General features: G+C 72.0%; 18 protein-coding genes and 1 riboswitch. Of the genes, 15 read left to right on the top strand and 3 right to left on the bottom strand.

The window, feature by feature from the left end:
* Positions 1-176 precede the first annotated feature (176 nt).
* On the top strand, positions 177-3,710 hold the full coding sequence (gene mfd, locus ACF1GV_RS23885; protein ID WP_391684299.1) for a transcription-repair coupling factor: 3,534 nt from the start codon (positions 177-179) through the stop codon (positions 3,708-3,710).
* A 113-nt stretch (positions 3,711-3,823) separates the two neighbouring features.
* On the opposite strand, the gene ACF1GV_RS23880 is transcribed toward mfd, so the two are convergent.
* Entirely contained in the window at positions 3,824-4,009 is a 186-nt protein-coding gene (locus tag ACF1GV_RS23880) for an antitoxin (protein WP_391684296.1), read from the bottom strand.
* Between the two features lie 177 nt (positions 4,010-4,186).
* On the opposite strand from ACF1GV_RS23880, the gene ACF1GV_RS23875 reads away from it, so the two are divergent.
* Entirely contained in the window at positions 4,187-4,933 is a 747-nt protein-coding gene (locus ACF1GV_RS23875; RefSeq protein ID WP_391684294.1) for an HNH endonuclease family protein, read from the top strand.
* Between the two features lie 66 nt (positions 4,934-4,999).
* On the opposite strand, the gene ACF1GV_RS23870 is transcribed toward ACF1GV_RS23875, so the two are convergent.
* Together ACF1GV_RS23870 and ACF1GV_RS23865 are read right to left on the bottom strand one after the other, a co-directional pair.
* A complete protein-coding gene (locus ACF1GV_RS23870) occupies positions 5,000-5,734 on the bottom strand; it encodes a hypothetical protein (RefSeq protein ID WP_391684292.1) in 735 nt (244 codons plus the stop codon).
* Positions 5,735-5,862: 128 nt separating this feature from the next.
* Positions 5,863-6,564: a hypothetical protein gene (locus tag ACF1GV_RS23865; RefSeq protein ID WP_391684290.1), complete on the bottom strand. Its 702-nt coding sequence runs from the start codon at positions 6,562-6,564 to the stop codon at positions 5,863-5,865.
* 405 nt (positions 6,565-6,969) lie between these two features.
* On the opposite strand from ACF1GV_RS23865, the gene ACF1GV_RS23860 reads away from it, so the two are divergent.
* From ACF1GV_RS23860 to ACF1GV_RS23800, 13 genes are all read left to right on the top strand, one after another.
* Entirely contained in the window at positions 6,970-8,985 is a 2,016-nt protein-coding gene (locus ACF1GV_RS23860) for an N-6 DNA methylase (RefSeq protein WP_391685082.1), read from the top strand.
* 105 nt (positions 8,986-9,090) lie between these two features.
* On the top strand, positions 9,091-9,687 hold the full coding sequence (locus tag ACF1GV_RS23855) for a hypothetical protein (RefSeq protein WP_391684287.1): 597 nt from the start codon (positions 9,091-9,093) through the stop codon (positions 9,685-9,687).
* Positions 9,688-9,704: 17 nt separating this feature from the next.
* Entirely contained in the window at positions 9,705-11,216 is a 1,512-nt protein-coding gene (locus ACF1GV_RS23850) for a serine/threonine-protein kinase (protein WP_391685080.1), read from the top strand.
* Between the two features lie 83 nt (positions 11,217-11,299).
* Entirely contained in the window at positions 11,300-12,130 is an 831-nt protein-coding gene (locus ACF1GV_RS23845) for a glycoside hydrolase domain-containing protein (RefSeq protein ID WP_391684285.1), read from the top strand.
* 145 nt (positions 12,131-12,275) lie between these two features.
* Entirely contained in the window at positions 12,276-12,917 is a 642-nt protein-coding gene (locus ACF1GV_RS23840) for a SurA N-terminal domain-containing protein (RefSeq protein WP_391684283.1), read from the top strand.
* 154 nt (positions 12,918-13,071) lie between these two features.
* Positions 13,072-14,118: a nucleoside triphosphate pyrophosphohydrolase gene (locus tag ACF1GV_RS23835; protein ID WP_391684280.1), complete on the top strand. Its 1,047-nt coding sequence runs from the start codon at positions 13,072-13,074 to the stop codon at positions 14,116-14,118.
* Positions 14,115-15,416: a cytochrome P450 gene (locus ACF1GV_RS23830; RefSeq protein ID WP_391684277.1), complete on the top strand. Its 1,302-nt coding sequence runs from the start codon at positions 14,115-14,117 to the stop codon at positions 15,414-15,416. The genes ACF1GV_RS23835 and ACF1GV_RS23830 overlap by 4 nt, the downstream gene beginning before the upstream one ends.
* Before the next feature lie 127 nt (positions 15,417-15,543).
* Positions 15,544-16,638 (top strand): transglycosylase family protein, encoded by a 1,095-nt coding sequence (locus ACF1GV_RS23825; RefSeq protein ID WP_391684275.1) that lies wholly within the window; start codon positions 15,544-15,546, stop codon positions 16,636-16,638.
* Between the two features lie 183 nt (positions 16,639-16,821).
* Positions 16,822-16,992: riboswitch (cyclic di-AMP (ydaO/yuaA leader) on the top strand.
* Between the two features lie 3 nt (positions 16,993-16,995).
* A complete protein-coding gene (locus ACF1GV_RS23820) occupies positions 16,996-17,709 on the top strand; it encodes a transglycosylase family protein (protein WP_391684272.1) in 714 nt (237 codons plus the stop codon).
* A gap of 280 nt (positions 17,710-17,989) precedes the next feature.
* Positions 17,990-19,285 carry a phosphopyruvate hydratase gene (eno, locus tag ACF1GV_RS23815; RefSeq protein ID WP_363263308.1) on the top strand — a complete coding sequence of 432 codons (1,296 nt, stop codon included), beginning with the start codon at positions 17,990-17,992 and terminating at the stop codon, positions 19,283-19,285.
* A 99-nt stretch (positions 19,286-19,384) separates the two neighbouring features.
* Positions 19,385-19,861: a septum formation initiator family protein gene (locus ACF1GV_RS23810; RefSeq protein ID WP_391684268.1), complete on the top strand. Its 477-nt coding sequence runs from the start codon at positions 19,385-19,387 to the stop codon at positions 19,859-19,861.
* A 22-nt stretch (positions 19,862-19,883) separates the two neighbouring features.
* Positions 19,884-20,438, top strand: coding sequence for a DUF501 domain-containing protein (locus ACF1GV_RS23805; protein WP_363263306.1), 555 nt, complete (start codon positions 19,884-19,886; stop codon positions 20,436-20,438).
* Positions 20,435-21,400 (top strand): exopolyphosphatase, encoded by a 966-nt coding sequence (locus tag ACF1GV_RS23800; protein WP_391684265.1) that lies wholly within the window; start codon positions 20,435-20,437, stop codon positions 21,398-21,400. Before ACF1GV_RS23805 ends, ACF1GV_RS23800 begins: the two co-directional genes overlap by 4 nt.
* Positions 21,401-21,428 lie beyond the last annotated feature (28 nt).

The raw sequence follows: 21,428 nt of genomic DNA, 5'->3' as shown, positions 1-21,428 counted from the left end.
CGCCGTGGTGTGTCCGCCGACGGGGCCGCCTTCGCGCAGGGCACGGGGCGAGCGGGGTTGTCCACAGCCTCCGGCAGCCGCCGCGGACAAGTCGTACGCTGGACACCCCCGGCCGCATCTCGCGTCGGGCCTTTCGCGTTGCCCACCCTCGTCACCACGGGACGGAACAGCCCTCCATGAGCCTGCACGGTCTGCTCGACGCCGCCGTCAAGGACCCCGCCCTCGCGGAAGCGATCTCGGCCGCCACCGACGGCAACCGCATGCACCTCGACCTGGTGGGCCCGCCGGCCGCCCGCCCCTTCACGATCGCCGCGCTCGCCCGCGAGGCCGCCCGCCCCGTGCTCGCGGTGACAGCGACCGGGCGTGAAGCGGAGGACCTGGCGGCGGCGCTGCGCTCCCTGCTGCCGTCCGAGGGCGTCGTGGAGTACCCCTCCTGGGAGACCCTCCCGCACGAGCGGCTCAGCCCGCGCAGCGACACCGTCGGCCGTCGCCTCGCCGTCCTGCGCCGCCTCGCCCACCCCCGCCCCGACGACCCCGAGACCGGCCCGGTCTCCGTCGTCGTCGCCCCCGTGCGCTCGGTGCTGCAACCGCAGGTCAAGGGTCTCGGCGACCTCGAACCGGTGGCCCTGCGCACCGGCCGCAGCGCCGACCTCAACAGCGTCGTGGAGGCGCTCGCCGCGGCGGCGTACGCGCGCGTGGAGCTGGTGGAGAAGCGCGGCGAGTTCGCCGTGCGCGGCGGCATCCTGGACGTCTTCCCGCCCACCGAGGAACACCCCCTGCGCGTGGAGTTCTGGGGTGACGACGTCGAGGAGATCCGCTACTTCAAGGTCGCCGACCAGCGCTCCCTGGAGGTCGCCGAGCACGGCCTGTGGGCGCCGCCCTGCCGCGAGCTGCTGCTCACCGAGGACGTCCGCGCACGCGCGCGTGCCCTTGCCGAGGACCACCCGGAGCTGGGCGAACTCCTGAACAAGATCGCCGAGGGGATCGCGGTCGAGGGCATGGAGTCCCTCGCTCCGGTCCTCGTCGACGACATGGAGCTGCTGCTCGACGTGCTGCCCAAGGGCTCGATGGCCGTCGTCTGCGACCCCGAGCGGGTCCGTACGCGCGCCGCCGACCTGGTGGCCACCAGCCAGGAGTTCCTGCAGGCGTCCTGGGCCGCCACCGCCGGCGGCGGCGAGGCGCCCATCGACGTCGGCGCGGCCTCCCTGTGGTCCATCGCCGACGTCCGCGACCGGGCCCGCGAGCTGGACATGATGTGGTGGTCGGTGTCGCCGTTCGCCGCCGACGACGAGCTGGACGCCGGCACCCTCAAACTCGGCATGCACGCCCCCGAGGCCTACCGCGGCGACACCGCGCGGGCGCTCGCCGACACCAAGGGCTGGCTCGCCGACGGCTGGCGCACGGTGTACGTCACCGAAGGCCACGGCCCCGCCGCCCGTACGGTCGAGGTGCTCGGCGGGGAGGGCATCGCCGCCCGCCTCGACGCCGACCTCGGCGAGCTGTCCCCGTCCCTGGTGCACGTGGCGTGCGGCTCCATCGACAACGGCTTCGTCGACCCGGGCCTCAGGCTGGCGGTGCTCACCGAGACCGACCTGACCGGGCAGAAGGCCGCCGGCAAGGACGGCGCCCGCATGCCCGCGCGGCGCCGCAAGACGATCGACCCGCTCACCCTGGAGGCGGGCGACTACATCGTCCACGAGCAGCACGGCGTCGGCCGCTACATCGAGATGGTGCAGCGCACGGTGCAGGGCGCCACGCGCGAGTACCTGGTCGTGGAGTACGCGCCCGCCAAGCGCGGCCAGCCCGGCGACCGGCTGTACATCCCCACCGACCAGCTGGAGCAGATCACCAAGTACGTCGGCGGCGAGGCACCCACGCTGCACCGCCTGGGCGGCGCCGACTGGACCAAGACCAAGGCGCGCGCGAAGAAGGCCGTCAAGGAGATCGCCGCCGACCTGATCAAGCTCTACAGCGCCCGCATGGCCGCCCCCGGCCACGCCTTCGGCTCCGACACGCCCTGGCAGCGCGAGCTGGAGGACGCCTTCCCCTACGCGGAGACCCCGGACCAGCTCACCACGATCGCCGAGGTCAAGGAGGACATGGAGAAGACGGTCCCGATGGACCGCCTGATCTGCGGCGACGTCGGTTACGGCAAGACCGAGATCGCGGTGCGGGCCGCGTTCAAGGCGGTGCAGGACGGCAAGCAGGTCGCCGTCCTCGTACCGACGACGCTGCTGGTGCAGCAGCACTTCGGGACGTTCTCCGAGCGGTACGCGCAGTTCCCGGTGAACGTGCGGGCGCTCTCCCGCTTCCAGAGCGACACCGAGGCGAAGGCGACCCTGGAGAGCCTGAGGGACGGCTCGGTGGACATCGTCATCGGCACGCACCGGCTGTTCTCCTCCGAGACCAAGTTCAAGGACCTCGGTCTGGTCATCGTCGACGAGGAGCAGCGCTTCGGCGTCGAGCACAAGGAGCAGCTGAAGAAGCTGCGCGCCAACGTCGACGTGCTGACGATGTCCGCGACGCCGATCCCGCGCACCCTGGAGATGGCGGTCACCGGCATCCGCGAGATGTCGACGATCACCACGCCGCCGGAGGAGCGGCACCCGGTGCTCACCTTCGTCGGGCCGTACGAGGAGAAGCAGATCGGCGCGGCGATCCGGCGTGAGCTGCTGCGCGAGGGCCAGGTCTTCTACATCCACAACCGGGTGGAGTCCATCGACAAGGCGGCGGCGCGGCTGCGCGAGATCGTCCCCGAGGCGCGCATCGCCACCGCGCACGGCCAGATGTCGGAGTCGGCCCTGGAGCAGGTCGTCGTCGACTTCTGGGAGAAGAAGTTCGACGTGCTGGTCTCCACGACGATCGTCGAGTCCGGCATCGACATCGCCAACGCCAACACCCTGATCGTGGAGCGCAGCGACACCTTCGGCCTGTCCCAGCTGCACCAGCTGCGCGGCCGCGTCGGCCGTGGCCGGGAGCGCGGCTACGCCTACTTCCTGTACCCGCCGGAGAAGCCGCTGACGGAGACCGCGCACGAGCGCCTGGCGACCATCGCGCAGCACACCGAGATGGGCGCCGGCATGTACGTGGCGATGAAGGACCTGGAGATCCGCGGCGCGGGCAACCTGCTCGGCGGCGAGCAGTCCGGGCACATCGCGGGCGTCGGCTTCGACCTGTACGTGCGGATGGTCGGCGAGGCGGTCGCGGACTACCGCAGGCAGCTGGAGACGGGCGAGATCCAGGAAGAGGCGCCGCTGGAGGTCAAGATCGAGCTGCCGGTCGACGCGCACGTCCCGCACGACTACGCGCCCGGCGAGCGGCTGCGCCTGCAGGCCTACCGGTCGATCGCCTCGGCCAACAGCGAGGAGGACGTCCGGCACGTCCGCGAGGAACTCACCGACCGCTACGGCAAGCTGCCCGAGCCGGTGGAGAACCTGCTGCTGGTCGCCGGACTGCGGATGCTCGCGCGGGCCTGCGGGGTCGGCGAGATCGTGCTCCAGGGCACCAACATCCGGTTCGCGCCGGTGGAGTTGCGCGAGTCGCAGGAGCTGCGCCTGAAGCGCCTGTACCCCGGCAGCGTCATCAAGCCGGCCACGCACCAGGTGCTGGTCCCGCGCCCGAAGACGGCCAAGGTCGGCGGCAAGCCGCTGATCGGACGCGAACTGCTGGCGTGGGTGGGCGAGTTCCTGACGTCGGTGCTGGACTCGTAGGGGACGGTTCGCCGTTCCCCTGCGCGGGCCCGTTTCGGCCCGAGGCCGGGGGAACGGGCGAAGCCGCCCTCCGGATGCGCGATCCGTGGGCGGCTTCGGCCTCGGTCGGGGGCCTACTGCTGGTCGGGGCGGTCGCGGTCCATGCCGAGACGCTGCTCGGCCTGGCGCTGCGCGGCGTCGACCTGGTCCTCGTATTTCCCGCCAGTCTTGTCGTTGACCGTTTTTTCGCCGGCGTCGGACATCTGCTTGCCCTTGTCCTGCGCCTGCTTGTTCTGGCGGAACCTGTCCAAGAGGCCCATGCGGAAGCTCCTTCCGGTGAGAACTCCCTTCCGACGATACGCGGGGGATGAGCGGGATGCCCAAGTATGCGCGGATATGGTCTGAACCTCTGTGCGGTTACGGTGTGTACACAGGGGCCGTGCGGGAAGACTCGCGGGTGCGGGGTGGAACCGGTCGAGCAAGGGGAGGGACGCACCGTGAGGTGTGCGAGGGGCGGGGTCACGGTCGCCGCCGTGCTGCTGCTGGGCATCACCGGCTGCACGCCGCAGACGACGGGGTCATCGGGGCCGGAGCGGTCGGCCGCAGACGGGCACGCGGTCAGTCCGCTGGACAACCCCGACGGGACGAAACCCGGGCTGGCGCCCCTCACCGACGCGGCCGACCGCGCCGAGGCCAGGGCGCTCATCCAGAAGGTGGCGACCAAGGGGCGCGGTCCGAAGACCGGGTACGAGCGTGACAAGTTCGGCTACGCCTGGATGGACTCGGTCCCCGGTGACGTGCCCTACGCCCACAACGGCTGCGACACCCGCAACGACCTGCTCAAGCGCGACGGTCAGGACGTCCGCTTCCGCAAGGGCTCCAACTGTGTGGTCGTCTCCATGACGCTGCACGACCCCTACACCGGCAAGAGCATCGCGTGGACCAAGTCCCGTGCCACCACGGTGCAGATCGACCACGTCATGCCGCTGTCGTACGACTGGCAGATGGGCGCCTCGCGCTGGGCCAAGGACAAGCGGGAGGCCATCGCCAACGACCCGCTCAATCTGCTTCCGGTGGACGGGCCCGCCAACGGCGCCAAGAGCGACTCCGGCCCGGCGACCTGGCTGCCGCCGGACAAGCGGATCCGGTGCGCCTACGCGGTGCGCTTCGCACAGGTGTCGCTCAAGTACGCCCTGCCCGTGACCGCCGCCGACAAGCAGATGATGCTGCGTCAGTGCGACTGAGGGGCGCAGGCGACTGAGGGGGCGCAGGCATGAACCTGCGCCCCCTCGCCCCCCTCGGGCCGTCGGTCAGGAGGCCGGTGCCGTCTTGCGCAGCGACTCCACCAGGTGCGTCGTGAGCTTCTTCGCCGAGGCCGCGCCGTTCTCGGAGCCGGCGGTGGACATGACGGTGATGACCGACTTCCCGACCCGGCTGGCGATCAGCGTGGTGCCGTTCTCCCAGGTGGCGCTGGTGAGCGTGAGCGTGTAGGCCTCGTCGCCGAGCCCGTCCGCGGACTTGCCCTTCACCCGCACCTTGACGTGGTCGGCGGTGTCCGTGAACGTCGCGCACTCGGCCGCCACGCCGCGGATCCGCTGCATCACCGCCTGCGCGGTCGTGCCCTGGAAGGCGTCGATCTCCTGGGTCATCTCCTCGGTCCGGTCCTGGTTGGCGCGGTCGTCCTGGGCGAACGACACGCCGCCCTTGTAGCCGGTGACGTCGAGCCAGGCGGTGTTCTCCAGCTTGGTGCAGTCCGTCTTGGCCGTGTTCCGGCTGCTCGGCGCGAGGAAGTCGTCGCCGCTGTCCGTCGCTCCGTCGGCGACCGGGGTCAGCTCGGCCGGGAAGACCGACGCGGGGGCCAGCGCCTGCTTGAGCTGCGTGCCCGTGAGCAGACCGGCGTTGGGGTCCTGGGCCTTCGCCGGCGCGCCGGAGGCGGCGGCCGGCTTGCCGTCGGCCGTGTCCTGGCCGGACTGGCAGCCGGTCAGGACCGCGGCGGTCGCGGTGACCAGGCAGAGGGTGGTGGCGGCGAGAGCGGTGCGACGCATGGGGGTTCCTTGGTGGAGATGGTGAGTGCGGGTGGGGCCCGCGCAGTGCGGTCGGGCCCGGTGGATGAGCGCGGTCCCGGGTGGGGGCCGGGAGTCACGCCGGAGGGGCTTGAGGCCGGGGCGGCCGGTCAGCCGGTCTTCTTCCAGTCCTTGCAGCCGGCGGTCTTGAAGTAGGCGTCCGAGGCGCTGATGGTCACCACGGCCGAGCCGCTCACGTTGTTGTTCGCGATGATCGACTCGACGGAGTGGCCGGCGTCCTTGGTGCGCTCCCAGTAGCAGGAGTCGTCGGCGTTGCCGGTGGAGCGATAGGTGCCGGGAGCGATGTCGACGCCGACCTTGAACATGCCGCCGTCGCCCTTCATCGCGGAGGCGGGCGTGCCCTTGGCCCCCGCGCCGACCGCCTCCCAGTCGTGGCAGCCGGTGGACTTGAACAACTTGTCGCCGGGCTTGACCGTCACGTAGCTGGTGCCGGTGACGTTGTCGTTGGCCAGGATCGCATCGGTCTCGCCGGAGGCGTCCTTGGCCCGCTCCCAGTAACACATCCCCTCGGTGTTGCCGGTGGTGCGGTAGGTGCCGGGCTTGATGTCCGAGCCGACCTGGAAGTCGCCGTCGCCGTCGAACGCGGCCTTCTTCTCCTCGGCCGCCTCCGCCCCCGGCTTCCGCGCACCGGAGCCCTTGCCCCCCGCGCTCTGGCCGACGGAGGCCGACGACCCCTTGTCCTTGCTGCCGGAGCTGCCGGAACCGCCGTCGCCGCCGGCGTTCGCCGACACGGCACCGATGACGACGATCCCCACGACGGCGCCCAGCGCGACCTTGGCCTTCGTGCCCATGACTGTGTCCCCCCTCGGACGGTGTGACCGCCTCTTCTGAAGCGGCCGTTCGTTCGCGGGTCAATAAGAGCATGCACTGTGAACCGAGTCAACACGATTCACAGCAAGGGTTGAGTACACGACTGTTAAGCCTCGGATCTTGCGTTCGCCGGTATCCTCGGCGTCACAGGTGCGGCCGTACGGGGCGGTCGCACAGCGCGGACGAGGGGAGCGCGGCCCGTGCAGGACGAGGCGGCAGACCAGGCGGCGACGAGCAGGGCGGTCACGCGCGCGACGACGAAAGCGGCCGGCGGGGTCACCGCCAGCGGGACCAGCACTGCCACCGGCACCGGCACGACCTCCGGCACCGGCACGACCACCGGCACCGGCGCGGGAACCGCACCCGCCGCCGACAACGCCACCGAGGTGACCGCCGCCGGCATCGCGCGCCTCGCCGGCGTCGGCCGCGCCGCCGTCAGCAACTGGCGCCGCCGGCACGCCGACTTTCCCAAGCCCATCGGCGGCACCGAGACCAGCCCCTCCTTCGCGCTCGCCGAGGTCGAGGACTGGCTGCGCCGTCAGGGCAAGCTCGCCGAGGTCCCGCTGCGCGAACGCGTCTGGCAGCAGCTCGCCGGCCACCCCGAGGGCCCCGTAACCGCCCTGACCCACGCCGGCTGCGTCCTGCTCCTCATCCACGACCGCCCCACCGTCTGGCTGGACATCAGCGCCGGCTCCGACGAACGCCTGGCCGCGATGGCGCCGTCCGCCCTGGAGCAGGTCCTCGCCCCGCGCTTCGGCGGCCCGCACGCCCCCGCGCCCGCCGTGCACACCCCCACCGGCCCCCAACTGCTCCCGTCCGCCCCCTTGTTGCGCGGCGCCGCGGAACTCGCCGCCGAACTCGGTGCCCGGCAGACCTTCGAGTTCCTGCTCGGCCGGCACCTCGACGCCAACCCGCGCCAGTACACGCTCACCCCCGCCGAACTGGCCTCCCTCATGGCCGACCTGGCCGGCGGCGCCCGCACCGTCCTGGACCCGGCCTGCGGCACCGGCGCCCTGCTGCGCGCCGTCGCCCCATGCCCCGGGCAGGAGCTGTACGCCCAGGACAGCGCGCCCGACCTGGCCGCGCTCACCGCGCTCCGGCTCGCCCTGCACTCCCCGGCCGCCGTGCACGCCGCCGCCGGCGACACCCTGCGTGCCGACGCCCACCCGGCGGTGCGCGCCGACGCGGTGCTCTGCCACCCGCCGTTCAACGAACGCAACTGGGGCCACGACGAACTCGCCTACGACCCGCGCTGGGAGTACGGCTTCCCGGCCCGCGCCGAGTCCGAGCTGGCCTGGGTGCAGCACGCGCTGGCCCGCCTGCGCGACGGCGGCACCGCGGTGCTGCTGATGCCGCCCGCCACCGCCTCCCGCCGCTCCGGCCGCCGTATCCGCGCCGACCTGCTGCGGCGGGGCGCGCTGCGGGCCGTGATCGCCCTGCCGGTGGGCGCGGCACCGCCGTACAACATCCCGCTGCATCTGTGGCTGCTGCGACGGCCCGCCGGCGTGGCCGCGCAGCCCGAGGTGCTGCTCGCCGACGCCGGGCAGTTCGCGGGGGAGGGGCGCGGCGGGCCCGACTGGCAGGCCGTGCGCGAGGCGGTGCTGGACGCCTGGTCCGCCTTCGACCGCGCGGGCGGCTTCGAGGAACGGCCCGGTCTGGCCCGCTCCCTGCCCGTCATCGACCTCCTGGACGACGACGTCGACCTGGCGCCCGCCCGCCATCTGCCGCCCGCGGCGCCGGCCGACGGCACGGGGGCGCTCACGGTGGTGCGTGAACGCCTCGGCGAGACCCTGCGCCTGACCGGGGAGCTCACGCCGGCGCCCGTGGACGCGCCCCGGCGTGAGCGCTGGCCGCTCACCACCGTCGGGGAACTCGCCCGCGGCGGGGCCCTGGAGATGCGGACCGGCGGCAACGGCGGCCCCACGCGCGTGCGGGTGCTCACCGACCACGACGTGCTCGCCGGGACGGCACCGTCGGGCTCGCTGCCGGAGAGCGAGGAGGAGGCGGTGCTGACGCGGCCGGGCGACGTGGTGGTGCCGGTGGTCGGCGGCGGCGCGGTGGCGCGCGTCATCGACGAGACGACCCGGGACGCCGCCCTCGGCCGCAACCTCGTGCTGCTGCGCCCCGACCGGCAGGCGCTCGACCCGTGGTTCCTCGCCGGCTTCCTGCGCGGCACCGCCAACAACCGCCAGGCCAGCAGCTACGCCTCCACCGCCACCCGGCTCGACGTGCGCCGGCTGCACCTGCCCCGGCTGCCGCTGGAGGAACAGCGGCGCTACGGCGAGCGGTTCCGCGCCCTCGAGGAGTTCGAGCGGGCGCTCCGGCAGACGAGCCTGCTCGGTGAGCAGTTCGTGCGCGGGATGTACGACGGGCTGACGGACGGCACGGTCGCGCCGGAGTGATCAGTGTGACAACGGTTCGGTACAACCCGTGCCGTGTTGTCCGTGTCGGCCTATACGCTCTGACCCGGTACCACGTTCGTCCCCACCAGGCCTTCAGGAGCAGCCATGCAGGGCCACGGCTACGCCCCGCCTCCACCCCGTCGGCCCTCGACCGGGGTGCTGGTCCTGCTGCGCGTGATCTTCGTTGCGGTGGCGGTCCTCAGCATCGGATTCCTCGCGTGGGTGGCGCCGCTGCGTGCGGCGATCGTGACCCGCAAGCGGGGCGAGTGGTGGTTCTTCGGGGGGTCGGTGGCCGTCCTGGTCGTCTCCTTCAGCCTGCTCGCGACCGACGACACCGATGACTTCAGCACGCCCAAGGGCAGCGCCGGCATGGTCATCCTGCTGCTCAACATGGTGGCCTGCGTCGCCTACTACCTGTACGCCGACATACGTCATCACCGGCCCCACCCCGCCGGGTATGCCGTGCCCCCGGCGCCGGCTGTGAACTACGGCTACCCACAGTCCCCGTCGCCGTACGCGGCCACGCTCCCGCAGACGCCGGCGGCGCCCATGGTGACCCCCGTGCCCAGCATCCCCACCCCGCCGCCCCCGCACCGCCCCGCGCCGGCCCGGATCGAGCAGGTGCGGGCCGAACTCGACGAGCTCAGCGACTACCTGCGGCGCAGTGACGGCCACGAGGGTCACGGCGAGGGCGGAAGGTGACCGTGACGACGGGGCGGATGATCGCCGGCCGTTACGAACTGGCCTCCCTCCTCGGCCAGGGCGGCATGGGCCAGGTGTGGACGGCCTACGACCGCAGGCTCGACCGGCGCGTGGCGGTGAAGCTGCTGCGCCCCGACAAGGTGGCCGGTCAGGAGGCCGACGAGCTGCGCCGCCGGTTCCTGCGCGAGTGCCGGGTGACGGCGCAGGTCGACCACCCGGGCCTGGTGACCGTGCACGACGCGGGCAGCGAGGGCGAGGAGCTCTTCCTCGTCATGCAGTACGTCGACGGCGCCGACCTGTCGGACCACCTCGCCGAGCACGACCCCTACCCGTGGCCGTGGGCGGTCGCCGTGGCGGCGCAGCTGTGCGCCGTGCTGAGCGCCGTGCACGCGGTGCCGATCGTCCACCGCGACCTCAAGCCGCGCAACGTGATGGTCAAGCAGGACGGCACGGTCACCGTGCTCGACCTGGGCGTGGCCTCCGTGATGGACAGCGACACCACGCGCCTGACCCACACCGGCTCACCCATCGGCTCGCCCGCCTACATGGCCCCGGAGCAGGCGATGGGCGGCGCGGTCGGGCCGTACACCGACCTCTACGCGCTCGGTGTGCTGCTGCACGAACTGCTCAGCGGGAACGTCCCGTTCGCCGGTTCCACCGCGCTCGGCGTGCTGCACCGGCATCTGTACGAGCCGCCGGTGCCGGTGCGTCGGTTCCGCCCCGAAGTGCCCGAGGCGCTGGAGTCGCTGGTGCTGCGTCTGCTCGCCAAGGACCCGCTGCACCGGCCCGCGTCCGCGCAGGAGGTGTACGAGCAGCTGGTGCCGCTGCTGCCCGGGCGCGGCATACCGAGCGGAGCGCCGCTGGACCCCACGCGCCCCTTCCTGCGTCCGCACGCCCCTTGGCCGGACCGCGCCCGCACCCCCGCGCCGCAGCCGTCCCCCGCCGCCCATCCGCCCGCCGCGGGGAAACCCGATGTGGCCGCCGCCGTGGACGAGGTCAAGCGCCTGCTCGGGCAGGGCAGCATCACGCAGGCCGTCGACATCCTCGGTGCGATCCTGCCCGTCGCCGCCGGGGAACACGGCGAGCACTCCCCGGTCGTACGGACCCTGCGCAAGCAGTACGCCGCCACGCTCATGGACGACGGCCAGTACCGGCGTGCGCTGCCCGAACTGCGCCGCCTGGCCGACGAACGCGCCGCCGAGGCCGGAGTCTCCGACCCGCAGTCCCTGCGCTTCCGCTACGACGCCGCCCAGTGCCTGGAGCAGCTCGGCGAACCGGGGGCCGCGCTCGCCGAGTACCGCGCGCTGCTGCCGTACTACGAGAACCAGTACGTCTCCGGCGATCCCGCGCTCGCCCACGAGCTGCGCCGCCGCATCGGTCTGCTGCTGCTCGCCCTCGGCGACCGGCCCGCCGCGCACGACACGCTGATGCGCCTGCTGCACGACGTGGAACGGCTCCACGGCCCCGGGCACCCGCTGGCCGCGGACGTGCGCCGCACCCTGCAATGGCTGGGGCAGGTGCGGGGCTAGGCACGGCACGGGCTAACGTACGAGCCGCTCGTGGTTGTCGCGGACACCGAGCGGTCACATACATCGAAGGGGTGGGGTCAGCCGTGTCCAGCCATCGTCAGTCCAAGAAGCGCAGATACATCACCTGGGCGGTGGCGGGCGCCGCCGTCGTCGCCGGGGGCGGGATAGCCGCACAGCAGTCCATGGCGGCCACCACCTGGCCCGCCCAGAAGACGTACACCGGCCGGGCCTTCGACACCTGCACCGCGCCGTCGCTGAGCGCCATGAAGGCCTGGCGCGCCGACGGCTACTACGGCGGCGCCGCCGTCTACATCGGCGGCAAGAACCGCGGCTGCAGCCAGCCCAACCTCACCGCGTCCTGGGTGAAGTCGGTGAACGCCCAGGGCTGGAAGCTCGTCCCGCTCTACGTCGGCGCGCAGCCGCCCTGCCAGACCAGCCGCAACCCCGAGAAGCTGACCGCCGCCACGGCCGCCTCCCTCGGCGCGAGCGACGCGAGCGACGCAGTGACCAAGGCCGCGGCGCTCGGCATGAAGGCCGGCAGCGCGATCTACCTCGACATGGAGCCGTACGACATCACGAACAAGTCGTGCAACGACGCCGTGCTGACGTACGTGCGCGCGTTCACGAAGGGGCTGCGGGCCAAGACCTACCGGGCCGGTTTCTACGGTTTCAGCAGCTCCAGCGCCAAGGCGATCGCCACGGCCGCCAACAAGACGGACCTGCCGGGCAACCTCTGGTACGCGCTGTGGGACAAGAAGGAGACCACCACCGCGGACTGGCCGTGGGGCGTGTCGCAGTTCACCGACCACAGCCGTGGCCACCAGTACCTGGTGAACAGCAAGGAGACCCGGGGCGGTTACACGATCACCGTGGACCGCGACGCGTGGGACGCGCCGGTGGCCATCGTCGGCTGACGCTCTTCGCCAAGAGGGTGCGCGGCGGTGCCGGAAGTGGCGGTGAATCGTTGGTCGAATGGGTTGGCCTCAGCCTGCCCACTGCCTACCATCGATCACCGCAAGACCTTGTGCACCGTCGCACAATCTCCTCGGGAGGTTCCCCTTGCACCGCCGCCGTCGCACCGCGCTCCTGCTGTCCGCCGCGATCGTCGCAGCTCCCCTGCTCACCGCCTGCGGAAGTGACACGCATCCGGGTGCGGCGGCCGTCGTCGGCGGCCAGAAGATCACGGTCTCCCAGCTTCAGGACCGGGTGAACGAGGTCCGCGCGGCGCAGCGCGCGGCAGCCGGAGACCAGGCGAACTACGCGCGCGCGGTCTCCGGCTCCGGCAACCTCACGCGACAGACGCTGCACAGCATGGTCCTGGACCAGGTGCTGCACCGCGCAGCTCAGGACGCGCACGTCGCCGTCACCCCCCGCGACGTGCAGCAGCTGCGCGCGGGCGTGGAGCAGCAGCTCGGCGGGGCCAAGGCCCTGGAGACGACCTGGCTGCGCGAGTACGGCATCCCGCCGCAGCGCGTCGACGACAACCTGCGCCTGCAGGTCGAGGCACAGAAGCTGGCCGCGAAGCTGGGCACCGACACCAACCAGCCGGCGTTCTGGAAGGCCCTGTCCACGGCGTCGCAGGAACTGGGCGTCGACCTCAACCCGCGCTACGGCACCTGGGACGCCCAGAAGGTCGGCCGGGTGGACGCGAAGACCCCGTGGGTGAAGGACGTGACGGCGGCGTCACAGCAGCCGGCGTAACGGGACCTCCCGGCCGTCGGCGAGGTGTTCCACCCAAGGGGCGCGGGGGTGTTTTCGATATGCGGTTCCGCCGCGTGGGCGCGACCAGCCACAGACCGCCCGCACCCGCCCGCCCACAGACACCCCCCGAGCTGGTGGGCGGTACGTTCGAAGCGTGAACGCACCTCGCCCAGAGCACCCCGGCCGTATCGTCCTGCTCACCACCAGCCACAGAGTCGCCCCCGGCCTCCTCTCCTGGCCCGCCTGGAAGGCACTCCGCACGGCCGGCAGGGTGCTGTGCGCCGACGACGCCCACCCCCAGCTCCCCTACCTCCGTGACGCCGGCGTCGACGTCGAGGTGACCGCCGTGACCGCCGAGGAACTCCTCGCCGCCTGCGAAGGCGCCCGCACCGTCGTGGTCGTGGCGAGCGGCGAGGGCGAGCCGGCGCTGACCGACGGCCTCGCCCGGCTGGCCGGCTCCGGCCGCGTCACCATGCCGGAGCTGGAGCTGCTGCCCGCCTCCTACGACCTGCCCGGCGCCCGCCTGCTGGACCTCGTACAGGTCATGGACCGCATCCGCGTCGCCTGCCCGTGGTCCTCGCGGCAGACCCACGAGGGCCTGGCGAAGTACGCCATGGAGGAGGCGTACGAGCTGGTCGAGGCCATCGAGGACGGCGACCGCGACGAACTGCGCGAGGAGCTGGGCGACGTGCTGCTCCAGGTGGTCTTCCACGCCCGCATCGCCGAGGAGGACACCGACGCCCCCTTCTCGATCGACGACGTGGCCGGCGGCATCGTCGCCAAGCTCATCCACCGCCATCCGCATGTCTTCGGGGACGCCACCGCCACCACCCCGGAGGAGGTCAAGGCGCACTGGCTGCGCACCAAGGCGCAGGAGAAGCGGCGCGCCTCCGTCACCGAGGGCGTCCCGCTCCACCAGCCCGCCCTCTCCCTCGCCGCCAAGCTCGCCGCCCGCACCCGCACGGCCGGCCTGGACGTCGAGCTGCCGCAGGGCGACGGCATCGGCTACCAGCTGCTCGCGCTCGCCGCGCGCGCCGAGGCGGACGGCGTCGACCCGGAGACGTCGCTGCGCGCGGCGGCCCGCGCCTACCGGGACGCGATCCGCGAGGCCGAGGGCGTCGCCCCCGGCGCGCTCGCCGCGGCGCCCGCCGACCACCGCGACGCCGAGGCCCACCCGGATCCGGATACGGTCGAGGAGTGACCGAGCAGCTCCGCCCCGACGACACCGCTCCCGAACTCTTCACCTGGGAGTTCGCGGCCGACCCCTACCCCGCGTACGCCTGGCTGCGCGAGCACGCGCCCGTGCACCGCACCCGGCTGCCCAGCGGGGTGGAGGCCTGGCTGGTCACCCGGTACGCCGACGCCCGCCAAGCCCTCGCCGACCAGCGCCTGAGCAAGAACCCGGCGCACCACGACGAGCCGGCGCACGCCAAGGGCAAGACCGGCATCCCCGGGGAGCGCAAGGCGGAGCTGATGACGCACCTGCTCAATATCGACCCGCCGGACCACACCCGGCTGCGGCGCCTGGTCAGCAAGGCGTTCACGCCCCGCCGGGTCGCGGAGTTCGCGCCGCGCGTGCAGGAGCTGACCGACCACCTCATCGACCAGTTCGCGCACAAGGGCTCCGCCGACCTCATCCACGAGTTCGCCTTCCCGCTGCCCATCTACGCCATCTGCGACCTGCTCGGCGTCCCCCGTGAGGACCAGGACGACTTCCGGGACTGGGCGGGGATGATGATCCGGCACGGGGGAGGGCCGCGGGGCGGGGTCGCCCGGTCGGTGAAGAAGATGCGCGGCTACCTCGCCGAGCTGATCCACCGGAAGCGGCAGGCCCTGCCCGCCGAAGCCGCCCCCGGCGAGGATCTGATCTCCGGCCTGATCCGCGCCTCGGACCACGGCGAGCACCTCACCGAGAACGAGGCCGCGGCGATGGCGTTCATCCTGCTGTTCGCCGGCTTCGAGACGACCGTCAACCTCATCGGCAACGGCACCTACGCCCTGCTCACCCACCCCGGGCAGCGGCACCGGCTGCAGGACTCCCTCGCCAGGGGCGAACGCGCGCTGCTGGAGACCGGGGTGGAGGAACTCCTGCGCTTCGACGGCCCGGTGGAGATGGCGACCTGGCGGTTCGCCACCGAGCCGCTGAGCATCGGCGGGCAGGACATCGCCCCCGGTGACCCCGTCCTCGTCGTCCTGGCCGCCGCCGACCGCGATCCGGAGCGCTTCCCCGGGCCGGACGTGCTGGACCTCGCCCGCCGTGACAACCAGCACCTCGGCTACGGCCACGGCATCCACTACTGCCTGGGCGCCCCGCTGGCCCGCCTGGAGGGCCAGGCCGCCCTCGCCACCCTGCTCACCCGGCTGCCCGACCTCCAACTGGACGCGGAGCCAGACGACTTGCGCTGGCGTGGCGGTCTCATCATGCGGGGGCTGCGGCAGTTGCCGGTGGTGTTCACGCCCGAGGGCACACAGGAAAATGACACCTCTTCAACTTTGTGATCTTCACGTGATCTGCGCGGCATGAACTTGTGACTGACGATCGTCTGCCGATACGTTCACTCGTCAGCGTGACGCCGCTGCCTCAAGGCGTCGCGCTGGTCACTGCTGTCTTGCGAAAGGTCACCGCATGCTCTCCGGGAACGGTCGACACCGTCGCCCCCGTCAGGCTCCGGCACTCCTCGTCGCGGCCGGAGTGACCGGCTCCGCCATCGCCATCCCGCTGCTCGGCGCGGCGAGCGCCCACGCGGCCGACGGCACGACGTGGGACAAGGTGGCCGAGTGCGAGAGCGGCGGCCGCTGGAGCGACAACCCCGGAATCGGGCTGTACGGCGGTCTGCACCTGTCGCAGGAGGACTGGGAGGGCCACGGCGGCCTGGAGTACGCGGCCCGCCCCGACCTCGCCAGCCGCTCGCAGCAGATAGCCGTCGCCGAGAAGGTCCTCGCCGACCAGGGCGTCGGCCACTGGACGGTGTGCGGGCTGACGTCGGGCCTGTCCGCCGACACCTCCGCACCCGACATCGACACGGGTGTACCGGGCGACACGCCGGGCGGCGGCTCGGCCTCCACCGGCGCCACCGCCGGATCGGACTCCTCCGGCTCGGGCGGGTCCACTGGTTCACCCGACTCCTCCGGTTCGGCCGGTACCTCCGGATCCACCGATACCTCCGGATCATCCGGAATCTCCGGTTCGGTGGACTCGCCCGGCTTGCCCGACTCCTCCGGCACGCCCTCCGGTACGGCGGCCGGCACTCCCTCCACGGGCAGCCCCGCGCAGCCCTCTGACGGCCTGTCGTCCACCACCCCGTCCGCGGGCGGTGCCGGCGAGTCCGGCGCGTCCGGAAGTGCGGAGCACGGCACCTCGCAGCCGTCCGACAGCGCCTCCACCGGTGCCGCAAACAGCGACGATCCGGACAACCTGCGCCAGATCGTCGGGGATTCGGGGCTCGTCGACACCGGCGCCCTCGACGGCGGCGGCCGCCACCGAGGCGTCAGTGCACAGGAAGAAGTGACCGAAGCCGGCGCGACGCCCGTCTCGGGCCGGCACGCCTCGCGCTACACCGTGCGCGACGGGGACAGCCTCACGTCCATCGCCGACTCCCTTGGCGTCGCGGGCGGGTGGCGCGCGCTGTACGCGGAGAACCAGGACGCGATCGGTGCCGACCCGAGCCACATCGTGCCCGGTCAGACCCTGCTTGTCGGTGGCGAAACGGGCGAAAAGTAGCGGGAGTTGACGCCCTGTTTCGAGACTAATGTCCGCTTTGGTGAAAGTGTGGGATGAGTCTCAGAAGCCGTGATCGTCTTTGAAATTCGGCCGATCGCCTGTCTACGGTCATGACCGCTCGCCACCGCGAGCCCCGGCCGGCCGCAACGCCGAATCCTGCCAGCGGCCGCACGGGAACACTCGTCGCTTAACGCGCCGCAGGCAGGAGCGGGGGACCCAAGGTAAGCGCCGCGCCCGGCAGTTGAGCCGGAGCGGCTAGGGGTGAAGCCACACCTCCTCCAGGGGAGGGGTGGCCGGGCAACTCAACCGGCCCGAACCCGACAGCTCACCTCGCAGGCGTCGGTGAGGGGATCCACCATGCTGTTTTCCGGCAAGGGCAAGCACCGTCGTCCCTCCAAGGCCACCCGCGCCATCGCGATCGCCGGTGTCACCGGTGCCGCCGTCGCCGCTCCGCTGATGGCGGCCGGCAACGCCTCCGCCGCCACCACCTCCGAGTGGGACGCGGTCGCCCAGTGCGAGTCCGGCGGCAACTGGTCCATCAACACCGGCAACGGTTACTACGGCGGCCTGCAGTTCTCCGCCTCCACCTGGGCCGCGTACGGCGGTACCGCCTACGCCCCGCAGGCCAACGAGGCCAGCAAGGCGCAGCAGATCCAGGTGGCCGAGAAGGTCCTCGCCTCCCAGGGCAAGGGCGCCTGGCCGGTCTGCGGCACGGGCCTGTCGAGCACCCCCAACGACGGCGGCGCCTCCTCGAGCTCCTCCCAGAGCAGCGGCTCGTCCTCCCAGGGCACCACCACGACGCGCTCCACCGAGCAGCAGAGCGCCTCCCGCTCCAGTGAGCGCCCGGCGCAGTCGCAGAAGAAGCACAGCTCGAAGACCGTCACCACCCCGACCGGCAAGAAGGTCAAGAAGGGCGACGGCGAGTACAAGGTCGTCAAGGGCGACACCCTCAGCTCCATCGCCGAGAAGCACAAGGTCGCCGGCGGCTGGAAGAAGCTGTTCGACCTGAACAAGGACATCGTCGAGGACGCCAACCTGATCTACCCGGGCCAGCAGCTGCACCTGAAGTAAAGCGGCAGCCGGCAGGCCAAGGGCCGCTCCCCGTCCCCATGGGCTCCCCGCCCCGGTGCGTGTTCCCCCGTACGCACCGGGGCGGGTTTTGTCTGCCGCCGGTTCGGCGAATATTCGGCCAGAACGCCACCCCCCTTTGTTCCGACGGTGAACAATGGGTACGGTCTGTCTGTCCACGGGCCGGGCGGTCGGCTGGCCGATGGCCCCGGGGCGGTTAGGCTCTAGTCGCAAGGCTCACCAGCCCCGCACTTTCAGCGTCACATCCACGAAGGAGATGCTCGTGCCGTCCATCGACGTCGTCGTAGCCCGGGAAATCCTGGACTCCCGAGGCAACCCCACGGTCGAGGTCGAGGTCGGCCTCGACGACGGCAGCACCGGGCGTGCCGCCGTCCCGTCCGGCGCCTCGACGGGCGCCTTCGAGGCCATCGAGCTCCGTGACGGCGACGCCAGCCGTTACCAGGGCAAGGGTGTCGAGAAGGCCGTGCTGGCCGTCATCGAGCAGATCGGCCCGGAGCTGGTCGGCTACGACGCCACCGAGCAGCGTCTGATCGACCAGGCCATGTTCGACCTGGACGCCACCGACAACAAGGGCTCGCTGGGCGCCAACGCCATCCTCGGCGTCTCCCTCGCCGTCGCCCACGCCGCCTCCGAGGCCAGCGACCTGCCGCTGTTCCGCTACCTGGGCGGCCCGAACGCGCACCTGCTGCCGGTGCCGATGATGAACATCCTGAACGGCGGCTCGCACGCCGACTCCAACGTGGACATCCAGGAGTTCATGATCGCCCCGATCGGCGCGGAGTCCTTCTCCGAGGCCCTTCGCTGGGGCGCCGAGGTCTACCACACCCTGAAGAAGGTCCTGAAGTCCAAGGGCCTGGCCACCGGCCTCGGCGACGAGGGCGGCTTCGCCCCGAACCTCGGCTCCAACCGCGAGGCCCTCGACCTCATCCTCGAGGCGATCAAGGAGGCCGGCTACACCCCCGGCGAGCAGATCGCCCTCGCCCTCGACGTGGCCGCGTCCGAGTTCTACAAGGACGGCTCCTACGTCTTCGAGGGCAAGAACCGCTCCGCCGAGGAGATGACCGAGTACTACGCCGAGCTGGTCGAGGCGTACCCGCTGGTCTCCATCGAGGACCCGCTGTTCGAGGACGACTGGGAGGGCTGGAAGACCATCACCGCCAAGCTCGGTGACAAGGTCCAGCTCGTCGGTGACGATCTGTTCGTCACCAACCCCGAGCGCCTGGCCCGCGGCATCGAGGAGGGCGCCGCCAACGCCCTGCTGGTGAAGGTCAACCAGATCGGCTCGCTCACCGAGACCCTGGACGCCGTCGAGCTGGCCCAGCGCAACGGCTACAAGTGCATGATGTCCCACCGCTCCGGCGAGACCGAGGACGTCACCATCGCCGACCTCGCCGTCGCCACCAACTGCGGCCAGATCAAGACCGGTGCCCCGGCCCGCTCCGAGCGCGTCGCCAAGTACAACCAGCTGCTGCGCATCGAGGAGATCCTCGACGACGCCGCGGTGTACGCCGGCCGCAGCGCGTTCCCCCGCTTCCGGGGCGCGGTCTCCAAGGGCTGACCCATCCTGGCGTAAGGCTTAGCCAGTCGTACGTACGTCCCCGTACTCGGTCCCGTACCGTGTCCGGGGACGTACGCGCGTGTGAAAGGGGAGGCCGGCATGGCCGTGAAGGACCGGGACCGTTTCTCCACGGCGACCAGGATCCGGCTGCTCGGCGAGCAGACCGCGGCCCGCGTCTACCGTTCCCAGACCAAACGGCAGGCCCGCCGCTCCCGGCTCACCGGCCGCGCGGCACTGCTCGCGCTGGTGGTGTGCTCGCTGATCGTGGCGCTCGCCTATCCCATGCGCCAGTACGTCTCGCAACGCGCCGGGATCGCCGATCTGCAACGGCAGAAGCAGCAGGCCAGGCAGCGCGTGGAGCAGCTGCGCGACCTCAAGGCGCGCTGGCAGGACGACTCCTTCGCCGAGCAGCAGATCCGGCAGCGGCTGCACTATGTGATGCCGGGGGAGACCGGTTACGTCGTGGTCGACCCGGACGCCGCCAAGCAGGCGCACACCGAACTCGGCTCGGCGGACCGCCCCTGGTACTCCAACGTCTGGGACGGGGTCGACAAGGCCGACGCCTCCGACCAGTAATTCGACAAGAGAGAACTTCGTAGTGGAAACGCCCCCGCCGTCCACCCCGCGCACCGAGCCCACCGACGCGGATGTGGCTGCCTTCGAGCAGCAGCTGGGCCGGCCGCCGCGCGGGCTGCGCGCGATCGCCCACCGGTGCCCCTGCGGGCAGCCCGACGTCGTGGAGACCGCCCCGCGCCTGCCGGACGGCACGCCCTTCCCGACGCTGTACTACCTCACCTGCCCCCGGGCCTCCTCCGCGATCGGCACCCTGGAGGCCGAGGGCGTGATGAAGGAGATGACCGAGCGGCTGGGAACCGACCCGGAGCTGGCCGCCGCCTACCGCGCCGCGCACGAGGACTACATCCGGCGCCGCGACGAGATCGAGGAGCTGACCGGCTTCCCGAGCGCCGGCGGCATGCCGGACCGCGTGAAGTGCCTGCACGTGCTGGTCGCCCACTCGCTGGCCGCCGGACCGGGCGTCAACCCGCTCGGCGACGAGGCGATCGCGATGCTGCCCGAGTGGTGGCGCAAGGGCCCCTGCGTCACGCCGGCCGGCGAGGGCGCGGGCGCCGGGACCGAGGAGGACGCCAAGTGACCCGGGTCGCCGCCATCGACTGCGGTACGAACTCCATCCGTCTGCTGGTCGCCGACGTGGCCGTGCCCGACAGCGCCTCCGGCGCGGGGGCCACGGATGAACTCGTCGAGCTGGACCGCCGTATGACGATCGTGCGGCTCGGGCAGGGCGTCGACCGCACCGGGCGTCTCGCCCCCGAGGCGCTCGAGCGCACCTTCGCCGCCTGCCGGGAGTACGCGGAGATCATCAAGGAGCACGGCGCCGAGCGGCTGCGCTTCGTGGCCACGTCCGCCTCCCGGGACGCGGAGAACCGCGACGAGTTCGTGCGCGGTGTGCTGGACATCCTCGGCGTGGAGCCGGAGGTCATCACCGGCGACCAGGAGGCGGAGTTCTCCTTCACCGGCGCGACCAGGGAGCTGGCCGGGCACGAGCACCTGGAGCGGCCGTTCCTGGTGGTGGACATCGGCGGCGGCTCCACGGAGTTCGTCGTCGGCGAGGAACACGTGCGCGCGGCCCGCTCGGTGGACGTCGGCTGCGTACGGATGACGGAGCGTCACCTGGTGGCCGGCGGGGCGGTCACGGACCCGCCCACCGAGGAGCAGATCGCGGCCATGAGGGCCGACATCGAGGCCGCCCTGGACCTCGCCGAGCAGAGCGTTCCGCTGCGTCAGGCCCGCACGCTGGTCGGGCTCGCCGGGTCGGTGACGACCGTGTCGGCGATCGCCCAGGAGCTGCCCGAGTACGACTCGGCGCGCATCCACCACTCCCGGATCTCCCGGGACAAGGTCCGCGAGATCACCGAGTGGCTGCTGCACTCCACGCACGCCGAGCGCGCGGCGGTGCCGTCGATGCACCCGGGCCGGGTCGACGTGATCGCGGCGGGCTCCTTGGTGCTGTTGTCGATCATGGAGCGGACCGGCGCCGAAGAGGTCGTGGTGAGCGAGCACGACATCCTGGACGGCATCGCCTGGTCCCTGGTGTGACAGCCCTGCCGTGACGGCGGTGCACTGA

The organism is Streptomyces sp. NPDC014006, from assembly GCF_043088925.1.
Taxonomy (GTDB): Bacteria; Actinomycetota; Actinomycetes; order Streptomycetales; family Streptomycetaceae; genus Streptomyces.
This window is presented reverse-complemented; position numbering and strand designations above follow the sequence as displayed.

Coding starts and splice junctions, on each gene's coding strand:
- ACF1GV_RS23820 (WP_391684272.1), top strand. CDS start 16,996: ATGCTGTTTTCCGGCAAGGGCAAGCACCGTCGTCCCTCCAAGGCCACC.
- ACF1GV_RS23810 (WP_391684268.1), top strand. CDS start 19,385: ATGGCCGTGAAGGACCGGGACCGTTTCTCCACGGCGACCAGGATCCGG.
- ACF1GV_RS23880 (WP_391684296.1), bottom strand. CDS start 4,009: ATGGGCCTCTTGGACAGGTTCCGCCAGAACAAGCAGGCGCAGGACAAG.
- ACF1GV_RS23855 (WP_391684287.1), top strand. CDS start 9,091: ATGCAGGGCCACGGCTACGCCCCGCCTCCACCCCGTCGGCCCTCGACC.
- mfd (WP_391684299.1), top strand. CDS start 177: ATGAGCCTGCACGGTCTGCTCGACGCCGCCGTCAAGGACCCCGCCCTC.
- ACF1GV_RS23865 (WP_391684290.1), bottom strand. CDS start 6,564: ATGGGCACGAAGGCCAAGGTCGCGCTGGGCGCCGTCGTGGGGATCGTC.
- ACF1GV_RS23825 (WP_391684275.1), top strand. CDS start 15,544: ATGCTCTCCGGGAACGGTCGACACCGTCGCCCCCGTCAGGCTCCGGCA.
- ACF1GV_RS23870 (WP_391684292.1), bottom strand. CDS start 5,734: ATGCGTCGCACCGCTCTCGCCGCCACCACCCTCTGCCTGGTCACCGCG.
- ACF1GV_RS23850 (WP_391685080.1), top strand. CDS start 9,705: ATGATCGCCGGCCGTTACGAACTGGCCTCCCTCCTCGGCCAGGGCGGC.